The sequence below is a fragment of the Streptomyces sp. NPDC005811 genome, assembly GCF_040630405.1.
Taxonomy (GTDB): Bacteria; Actinomycetota; Actinomycetes; order Streptomycetales; family Streptomycetaceae; genus Streptomyces.
Genome location: NZ_JBEXXK010000040.1, coordinates 103,146 through 112,977, shown reverse-complemented (window position 1 = coordinate 112,977; position 9,832 = coordinate 103,146). Strand labels below are relative to the sequence as shown.

At 71.5% G+C, this 9,832-nt stretch carries 6 protein-coding genes; 4 read left to right on the top strand and 2 right to left on the bottom strand.

The features are described 5' to 3' along the window. The 4 genes from ABZ490_RS35015 to glgB all read left to right on the top strand — a co-directional run. Window positions 1–516 (top strand): alpha-glucosidase C-terminal domain-containing protein (locus ABZ490_RS35015; RefSeq protein ID WP_358999470.1); only part of this gene is annotated, 516 nt, incomplete at its 5' end. Beyond that, window positions 513–2,231 (top strand): maltose alpha-D-glucosyltransferase, encoded by a 1,719-nt coding sequence (gene treS / locus ABZ490_RS35010; RefSeq protein ID WP_358999467.1) that lies wholly within the window; start codon window positions 513–515, stop codon window positions 2,229–2,231. The genes ABZ490_RS35015 and treS, both read left to right, overlap by 4 nt. A gap of 87 nt (window positions 2,232–2,318) precedes the next feature. Beyond that, entirely contained in the window at window positions 2,319–3,707 is a 1,389-nt protein-coding gene (locus ABZ490_RS35005; RefSeq protein ID WP_358999464.1) for a maltokinase, read from the top strand. 13 nt (window positions 3,708–3,720) lie between these two features. Beyond that, window positions 3,721–5,976, top strand: a complete 2,256-nt coding sequence (gene glgB / locus ABZ490_RS35000) for a 1,4-alpha-glucan branching enzyme (protein ID WP_358999462.1) — start codon at window positions 3,721–3,723, stop codon at window positions 5,974–5,976. A 20-nt stretch (window positions 5,977–5,996) separates the two neighbouring features. On the opposite strand, the gene ABZ490_RS34995 is transcribed toward glgB, so the two are convergent. Beyond that, window positions 5,997–7,400: a cytochrome gene (locus tag ABZ490_RS34995; RefSeq protein WP_358999459.1), complete on the bottom strand. Its 1,404-nt coding sequence runs from the start codon at window positions 7,398–7,400 to the stop codon at window positions 5,997–5,999. A 75-nt stretch (window positions 7,401–7,475) separates the two neighbouring features. Then, on the bottom strand, window positions 7,476–9,698 hold the full coding sequence (locus tag ABZ490_RS34990) for a UvrD-helicase domain-containing protein (RefSeq protein ID WP_358999456.1): 2,223 nt from the start codon (window positions 9,696–9,698) through the stop codon (window positions 7,476–7,478). Window positions 9,699–9,832 lie beyond the last annotated feature (134 nt).

The following is a 9,832-nucleotide window of genomic DNA, read 5'->3' as shown; positions in this document are numbered from 1 at the left end:
GCCGCCACCCTCTCCCCCACCTGGGGCATCTACAGCGGCTACGAACTCTGCGAGAACACCCCCCTGCGCCCCGGCAGCGAGGAATACCTCGACTCAGAGAAATACCAGCTCAGACAACGGAACTGGGACACCCCCGACACCCTCGCCCCCCTCATCACCCGCCTCAACACCATCCGGCGGGAGAACCCCGCCCTGCACACCCTGCGCACGCTGCGCTTCCACGACACCGACAAGGAAGCGGTGATCGCCTACTCGAAGAAGAGCGGTTCGAACACGGTTCTGGTGGTCGTCAACCTCGACCCCCACCACACCCAGGAAGCCACGGTCTCGTTGGACATGCCGCAACTCGGCCTGGACTGGCACGAGTCGGTGCCGGTGCGCGACGAGCTCACCGGCGAGACCTACCACTGGGGCAGGGCCAACTACGTGCGCCTCGAACCGGGCACCCGGCCCGCGCACGTCCTCACCGTCCTGCGACCGTCCAACCCGCAGATCGGAGGGTCACCCACACGATGATCGTCAACGAGCCCGTTCCGGACACGTTCGAGGACACCCCCGCCAAGGACCGCGACCCCGACTGGTTCAAACGAGCCGTCTTCTACGAGGTCCTCGTCCGATCCTTCCAGGACAGCAACGGCGACGGTGTCGGCGACCTCAAGGGCATCACCGCCAAACTCGACTACCTGCAATGGCTCGGCGTCGACTGCCTCTGGCTGCCGCCCTTCTTCAAGTCGCCCCTGCGCGACGGCGGATACGACGTCTCCGACTACACCTCCGTGCTCCCCGAGTTCGGCGACCTCGCCGACTTCGTGGAATTCGTGGACGCCGCCCACCAGCGGGGCATGCGGGTGATCATCGACTTCGTCATGAACCACACGAGCGACCAGCACCCGTGGTTCCAGGAGTCGAGGAAGGACCCCGACGGGCCCTACGGCGACTACTACATGTGGGCCGACGACGACAAGCAGTACGCCGACGCCCGCATCATCTTCGTCGACACCGAGGTCTCCAACTGGACCTTCGACCCCGTCCGCAAGCAGTACTTCTTCCACCGCTTCTTCTCCCACCAGCCCGACCTCAACTACGAGAACCCGGCCGTGCAGGAGGAGATGATCTCCGCCCTGCGGTTCTGGCTGGACCTCGGCATCGACGGGTTCCGGCTGGACGCCGTGCCGTACCTGTACGCGCGGGAGGGCACCAACTGCGAAAACCTTCCGGCAACCCATGAGTTCCTCAAGCGGGTCCGCAAGGAGATCGACGCCCACTACCCGGACACGGTGATCCTCGCCGAGGCCAACCAGTGGCCCGAGGACGTGGTCGACTACTTCGGCGACTACGCCTCCGGCGGCGACGAGTGCCACATGGCGTTCCACTTCCCCGTCATGCCCCGCATCTTCATGGCCGTCCGCCGCGAGTCCCGCTATCCGGTCTCGGAGATCCTGGCGAAGACGCCGGCGATTCCGGCCAAGTGCCAGTGGGGCATCTTCCTGCGCAACCACGACGAGCTGACCCTGGAGATGGTCACCGACGAGGAGCGCGACTACATGTACGCGGAGTACGCCAAGGACCCGCGGATGCGCGCCAACATCGGCATCCGCCGCCGCCTCGCGCCCCTGCTGGACAACGACCGCAACCAGATCGAGCTGTTCACCGCTCTCCTGCTGTCGCTGCCCGGCTCGCCGATCCTCTACTACGGCGACGAGATCGGCATGGGCGACAACATCTGGCTCGGCGACCGCGACGCCGTCCGCACCCCGATGCAGTGGACACCGGACCGTAACGCGGGTTTTTCCTCCAGCGACCCCGGGCGGCTCTATCTGCCGACCATCATGGACCCCGTCTACGGCTACCAGGTCACCAACGTCGAGGCGTCGATGTCGTCGCCTTCCTCGCTGCTGCACTGGACCCGCCGGATGATCGAGATCCGCAAGCAGAACCCCGCCTTCGGCCTCGGGACGTACACCGAACTGCCGTCCTCGAACCCGGCCGTCCTCGCGTTCCTCCGCGAGGCCCCCCTGCCCGGGGAAGGAGGAGACGACCTCGTGCTGTGCGTGCACAACTTCTCGCGCTTCGCCCAGCCCACGGAACTGGACCTGAGCCGGTACAACGGGCGCCACCCGGTCGAGCTGTTCGGCGGGGTGCGCTTCCCGGCCATCGGTGATCTGCCCTACTTGCTGACCCTGGCCGGACACGGCTTCTACTGGTTCCGGCTCCGCGGGGAAGGCGCCTAGAAGGCCCGCGGCGGGGCGGTTTCCCCCGTCCCGCCCGGGGCACGCATCAGTGACACCCCGACCACCCGGGGAAAGGAATGTGACGCCATGGCGAAGACTGTCACACGTTCCGGCGGTTCCGGCACGATCAGCCCGGGCCTCCTCCCGTCACTGGACCCGTTGCTGCGGGAGTGGCTGCCGCGGCAGCGCTGGTTCGCCGGCAAGGGCCGCCCGGTCACCGGGTTCTCGCTGGTCGCGGCCACCGAGCTGCTGCCCGCCGCCGCCCGGCTCGGCCTGTACCACCTGGTGCTGCGCGCCCACCAGCCGGACAGCCCCGGCGACCGCTACCAGCTGCTGATCGGGGTCCGCGAGGCCCTGCCGCCCCGGCTGGCCCCCGCGCTGATCGGCCATGTCACCGACGGACCGCTGGCCGGGCGGACGGTGTACGACGCCCTGTACGACACCCGGCCCGCCGAGCTGCTGCTGGAGGCGCTGCGCTCCCGGGCCCGGATCGGCGCCCTGCGCTGCGAGCGCGACCCCGCGCAGGAGATCCGGTCCGGTCTGGTCCCGCGGCTGATGACCGCCGAGCAGTCGAACTCGTCCGTCGTCTATGGAGATACGTTCATCCTGAAGCTGTTCCGCCGGGTCGCGCCCGGGGTCAATCCCGACCTGGAGCTGCCCCTGGCGCTGGCCCGTGAGGGCTGCCCCCGGGTGCCGGCGCCGACCGCCTGGCTGGAGATGGACGCGGAGGACGGCGCCGCCGAGCCGTACGTCCTCGGGGTGCTCCAGCCCTATGTGCAGGGCGCGACGGACGGCTGGGAGCTGGCGCTGCGGGAGCTGGCCAAGGGGGAGGACTTCGGCGCGGAGGCGCGGGCGCTGGGGCGGGCCACCGCCGAGGTGCACGGGGCGCTGGCCCGGGCGCTGCCCACGGTGACGCTCGGACCGGCGCAGATACAGCCGATGGTCGAGGGGATGGCCGTACGGCTGGAGGCTGCGGCGCAGGCGGTGCCGACGCTGCGGCCGTACGCGCCCGCGCTGCGCACCGCCTTCACCGCGCTGGCGGATCTGGCGGCGGAGGGGCAGACCTGGACCGCGCAGCGCGTGCACGGCGATCTGCATCTCGGGCAGTGTCTGCGGGCGCCGTCCGGGCAGTGGTCGCTGATCGACTTCGAGGGGGAGCCGGCCCGGCCGCCGGCGGAGCGCCGGATGCCGCAGCCCGTGGTGCGGGACGTGGCGGGCATGCTGCGGTCCTTCGACTACGCGGCCCACTCGGGCGAGCGGCCGGCCCCCGACTGGGCGCACGCCTGCCGGTCGGCGTACTGCTCGGGGTACGCGGAGGCGGCGGGCCGCGATCCGCGCACCGATCCGGTGCTGCTGCGGGCCTTCGAGACGGACAAGGCGGTCTACGAGGTCGTCTACGAGGCCCGGCACCGCCCCGACTGGCTGCCCGTCCCGCTGTCCGCCGTAGCACGCCTCGCCGCACCCGAACTGCCTTGAGGAGGCCCCGCACGTGACTCCCCCGAAGCCCCCGAAGAAGGGCAAGAAGGCCGCCGGGAAGAAAGGGAAGAAGGATGTGTCCTTCTCCCCCGCCCCGGACGCCGCCGACCGTGAGCGGCTGCTGCACGGAACCCATCACGACCCGCACTCCGTGCTGGGCGCGCACCCGCGGCCCGGCGGGGTCGTCTTCCGTGCGCTCCGGCCGTACGCGCGGTCGGTCACCGTGGTCGCGGGCGGGCTGCGGGCGGAGCTGCACGACGACGGGGACGGCTTCTTCTCGGGGCTGCTGCCCCTGACGGAGGTCCCGGCGTACCGGCTGCTGGTGGAGTACGAGGGCACCGCCCTGGAGACCGAGGACGCGTACCGCTTCCTGCCCACGCTGGGCGAGCTGGACCTGCATCTGATCGGCGAGGGCCGGCACGAGGAGCTGTGGACGGCGCTGGGCGCGCACCCGACGGTCCACGAGGGGGTGCCCGGCACCCGCTTCTCGGTGTGGGCGCCGAACGCGCGCGGGGTGCGGGTGGCCGGGTCCTTCAACTTCTGGGACGGCACCGGGTGTCCGATGCGTTCGCTGGGCTCCTCGGGGGTGTGGGAGGTGTTCCTGCCGGGGGTCGGCGAGGGCGAGCTGTACAAGTTCGACATCGCCCGCCCGGACGGCTCGCACACCCTGCGCGCCGATCCGCTGGCCCGGCGCACGGAGGTACCGCCCGCGACCTCGTCGATCGTGCACACCTCGCGGTACGAGTGGGGCGACGAGGAGTGGCTGGCGCGGCGGGGGGAGATACCCGTGCACGAGGCCCCGTTCTCGGTGTACGAGGTCCATCTCGCCTCCTGGCGGCCGGGGCTGACATATCGCCAACTCGCCCGGCAACTTCCCTCCTATGTGAGTGACCTGGGCTTCACGCATGTCGAGCTGATGCCGGTCGCCGAGCATCCCTTCGGCGGCTCCTGGGGCTACCAGGTCACCGGGTTCTACGCGCCGACGGCCAGGCTCGGCACCCCGGACGACTTCAAGTGCCTGGTGGACGCGCTGCACCGGGCGGGCATCGGCGTCCTGATGGACTGGGTGCCGGCGCACTTCCCGCGCGACGAGTGGGCGCTCGCGGAGTTCGACGGGCGGCCGCTGTACGAGCACGAGGACCCGCTGCGTGCCGCGCACCCCGACTGGGGGACGCTGGAGTTCGACTTCGGGCGGCGCGAGGTGCGCAACTTCCTCGTCGCCAACGCCACCTACTGGTGCGAGGAGTTCCACATCGACGGGCTGCGGGTGGACGCCGTCGCCTCGATGCTCTACCTCGACTACTCGCGCGAGCCGGGCCAGTGGACGCCGAACGAGCACGGCGGCCGGGAGAACCTGGACGCGGTGGCGTTCCTCCAGGAGATGAACGCGACGGTCTACCGGCGCAACCCGGGGGTCGTGACGGTCGCCGAGGAGTCGACCGCGTGGGACGGGGTCACCCGGGCCACCCACCACCGCGGCCCGAGCGGTTTCGGCGGGCTGGGCTTCGGGCTGAAGTGGAACATGGGCTGGATGCACGACTCGCTCCAGTACATGGCCCACGAGCCGGTGCACCGCAAGTACCACCACCATGAGCTGACCTTCTCGATGGTGTACGCGTACAGCGAGAACTACGTGCTGCCGATCTCCCACGACGAGGTGGTGCACGGCAAGCGCTCCCTGGTGTCGAAGATGCCGGGCGACTGGTGGCGGCAGCGCGCCGACCTGCGGGCCTACCTGGGCTTCATGTGGGCCCACCCCGGCAAGCAGCTCCTCTTCATGGGGCAGGAGTTCGCGCAGGGCGCGGAGTGGTCGGAGGCGCACGGCCCGGACTGGTGGCTGCTGGACTCGGCGTACGGGGCCGAGCCCGACCACCGGGGGGTGCGCGACCTGGTCCGCGACCTCAACACGGCCTACCGGGCGACGCCCGCGCTGTGGCAGCGGGACACCGATCCGGCCGGCTTCGAGTGGGTGGTCGGGGACGCCGCCGACGACAACGTCTTCGCGTTCCTGCGCCACGACGCGGAGGGCGCACCCCTGCTGTGCGTCTCCCACCTCTCCCCCGTCGTCCGCCACGACTACCGCCTCGGCGTCCCCGAGGACATCCCGGCCTGGCACGAGACCCTCAACACCGACGCCGAACGCTACGGCGGCGGCGGCGTCGGGCACCCCGACCCGCTGAAGCCGGAACCCCAGCCCTGGCACGGCCGCCCGGCCAGCATCCGCCTGACCCTGCCACCCCTGGCGACGGTGTGGCTGCGACCGGCCTGACTCTCCTTTCTGCGACCGGCCTAACTCTCCTTCCTGCTGCCGGACATCAGGCGGCGCAGGGCCGCCAGGAGGCCCCTCGCCTGGGTCTCCTGGTGGGGGACGGCGGGGAGGAGGGCCGGGTCGGGGCGGTGCAGGGCCGGGGTGTCGGGGGAGAGTTCGTAGCGGACCGGGAGGACCTTCAGGCCGCGTACCACCGGGCCGGAGCGCCAGGGCAACTGGTCGGGCGGGAGGGTGAGTTCGGCCTGGGCGAAGTGGTCGAAGACCCGGCCGACGGCGGTGGAGACGATCAGGGCGCCGAGTTCACGGGCGGCGCTCGGGCACTGGTGGGGGCCGGCGCCCCAGCCTAGGTGGGCCCGGGTGGAGACGGTGGAGCCGACCATCGTGGAGGAGCCGATGGCCAGCAGGTCCTGGTGGGCGGCGGCGGAGGACGGGGAGACGATGTCGCCCGCGCGGATCCAGAACCGGCCGAGCCGCACGTCCCGCGCCGCGAACCGGAAGCACATGTTGGCGACCGGCGGGTTGGCGAGGGCGGCCCGGTTGACGGTCTCGCCGAGCTGGCCCGCCGACAGGCTGCGACGCACGGTGGCGTTGCCGCGCAACACCTCCAGCAGGGTGTTGAGGACCATGTTGCCGGTGATGTCGTTGAGGTAGACGGCGTTCATGAACAGCTCCCGGCCCAGCTGTTCGTCGTCGAGCTCAGGGTCGGCCAGCATCAGGTACGAGGTGAGGTCGTCGCCGGGGCGGGCGCGGCGGTGCGCGGCGAGCCGGGTGAAGGCGGCCAGCGCCCGGCCGGTGGCGGGGCCCGCGTCGGGGCCGCCGTCCAGCATCCGCCACAGGTCCATGACCAGTTCGTCGCCGAGGTCGACCGGGCAGCCGAAGAGTTTGGTGGTGACCATCAGGAGCAGCGGGCGGGTGTACTGGGCGCCCAGGTCGCAGTGGCCGGTGCGGCCGGACTCGGCGGCGAGCAGGGCGACGAGTTCGTCGGCGTACCGGGCGACGGCCTGGCGCAGTTCCCAGCCGACAGGGCTCTTGGGGTCCTGGAAGGGGCGCAGGGCCGCGTGGTGGGTGCGGCGGGCGGCGCGGTGCTCCTCGTCGTCCATGAACATCATCTGGCGGACTTCGTAGCCCGCGAGCAGCGGCCAGTCGTACGGCAGTTCGCCCTGCGCGCGGGCCCGCCAGTGCCGTACGTCCCGGCGCCACTGGCTCTCGTTCTTCAGGACCTCCAGGACCTCGCGGTAGTCCAGGACCAGCCACACCGGTACGCCCATCAGGCCGACGGGCGCCACGGGGCCGTAGGCGGCGCGCAGCCGCCGGTACACCGCGCCGGGGTCGGCGTCGAACTCCGCGGTGAGGAGCGGCTGGACGGCCAGCGAGGCGAGGTCGGGGCTGTCGGCCGGTGCGGTGGCGTGGTGCTGGGCTTCCATACGGCAACGCTTACCGCACCGGCCGTGCACGCGCAGTGATCACGGCACGAACTGTTACGTCTTGGTGATCCCGCGTTACGCCAGGGCTGTCACCAGCGCCTTCGGCAGCTCCTTGGTATGGACCACGCCGAGGCGCTGGGTGGCCCGGGTGAGGGCGACATAGAGGTCGCTGGTGCCGTAGAGGCCCGGCTCGACCACCAGCACCGAGTCGAACTCGAGGCCCTTGGACTGGCGCGGGTCGAGCAGCACCACGGTCCGGGTGAGGTCCGGCTCGGCGCCCGCCGTCACCCCCTCCAGCCGGGCGGCGAGCCTGCGGTGCAGATGGCGCGGGGCGATGACGGCGAGCCGGCCCTCGGCGGGCGTCAGCTCCTGCACCGCTTCGGCGACCGCCTCGGGCAGGTCGTCGGTGGCGCGCGCCCAGGGCCGCACCCCGGTGGAGCGCACCGAGCTCGGCGGCTCGAAGTCCGGGTCCTCGGCGCGTACGACGGCCGCCGCGACGTCCATGATCTCGGCGGGGGTGCGGTAGTTGACGCCGAGGCGGGTGTGCTCCCAGCGGTCCTCGACGTACGGCTGGAGGATCTTCGCCCAGGAGCCGACACCGGCCGCCTCCGCGGTCTGCGCGGGGTCGCCGACCAGGGTCATCGAGCGGGTCGGGCTGCGCCGCATGAGCAGCCGCCAGGCCATCGGGGACAGCTCCTGCGCCTCGTCGACGATGATGTGCCCGAACGCCCAGGTCCGGTCGGCGGCGGCGCGCTCGGCGGCGCTGCGGTGGTCGTCCTCCTCCTGCCGCTCGGCGAACCGCTCGGCGTCGATGATGTCGTGCGCGGACAGGACCTCGCTGTCCTCGTCGTCGACGCCCTCGAACTCGTACGTCCGGGAGGCGTACGACACGTCCAGCACGCCCTGCGCGTACGCCACCTGCGTCTCGCGCTCCCGCTCCGCGCGGACCCGCGCCACCCGCTCGTCCCAGCCCAGCAGCTCGGCGGCCTCGTCGAGGAGCGGGACGTCCGCCACGGTCCAGGCCCGGGTCACCGGGCGCCGTACGGCGGCGGCGTCCTCGTCGGGGAGGTACCCGACGGGGTCGGCGAGGAAGTCCGCGACCAGGCGCTGCGGGGTCAGCCGCGGCCAGAGCTGGTCGATCGCGGCCCACACCTCGGGGTTCTCGGCCAGCTCGTCGCGGATCTGGGTGATGTCGCCGGCGTCGAGGAGGCTGGAGCCGTCGTAGGGGTCGGTGCCGACGCGCTCGGCGTACAGCTCGGTGAGGGTGTTGAGGATGTGGCCCTCGAAGTGCTCGCGGGCCACGTTGTGCGGCAGCCGCGCGGCCCGGGTGCGCTCGCGCGCGACCTCGACCAGGCCGTCGTCGAGCATCAGGACCTCCCGGTCGTGCTCGATGGCGATCACCGGATCGGGCAGCGACTGCCAGTCCCGGACGGCCTCGGCGAGCACGTCGGCCATGTCGGCGCGGCCCTTGACCGCGGCGGCCTCCCGGGTGTCGGTCGCCGTCGCCCTCACGCCGGGGAACAGTTCGCCGACGGTCGCCAGCAGGACGCCGGTCTCGCCGAGGGAGGGCAGCACCTCGCCGATGTAGCCGAGGAAGGCGGGGTTGGGGCCGACGATGAGGACGGCGCGCTTGGCGAGCAGTTCGCGGTGTTCGTAGAGGAGGTAGGCGGCGCGGTGCAGGGCGACGGCGGTCTTGCCGGTGCCGGGGCCGCCCTCGACGACCAGGACGCCCCGGTGCGGGGCGCGGATGATCTCGTCCTGTTCGGCCTGGATGGTCTGCACGATGTCGTGCATCCGGCCGGTGCGCGCCGTGTTCAGCGCGGCGAGCAGGACGTCGTCGCCGGTGGGGTCCTCGTGGCCGGTGCGCTCCTGGTCGCCGAGGTCGAGGATCTCGTCGTGCAGGGCGGTGACCGTACGGCCCTCGGTGCTCAGGTGCCGGCGGCGGCGCAGACCCAGCGGGGTGTGCCCGGTGGCCAGGTAGAACGGACGGGCCACGTCCGCCCGCCAGTCGATCAGCACGGGGGTGCGGTCGGCGTCGTCGGCGCGCAGCCCGATCCGGCCGATGTGGTGGCTGACGCCCGAGGTGAGGTCGATGCGGCCGAAGCAGAGCGAGCCGTCGACGGCGTTGAGCGCGGCCAGCAGCCCCGAGCGCTCGGCGACCAGGATGTCCCGCTCCAGGCGCGCCTGCATGGGCGTGTTCCCCTGGGCGAGCGCGTCGCCGACGGAGGCCTCGGTGTCACCGCGCAGGGCGTCCACACGGGCGTACAGGCCGTCGATGAATTCCTGCTCGTGCCGCAATTCACTGTCTGGAAAGCCGGTGTTTGACAATTCCGCTCCCGCCCGGATATACTGTGCTCACTGAACTTCTTTGTGACCCGATAATCTCGAAGTCACGAACCATCGAATATACGCAAAGAAATCCCCCGGGCGCA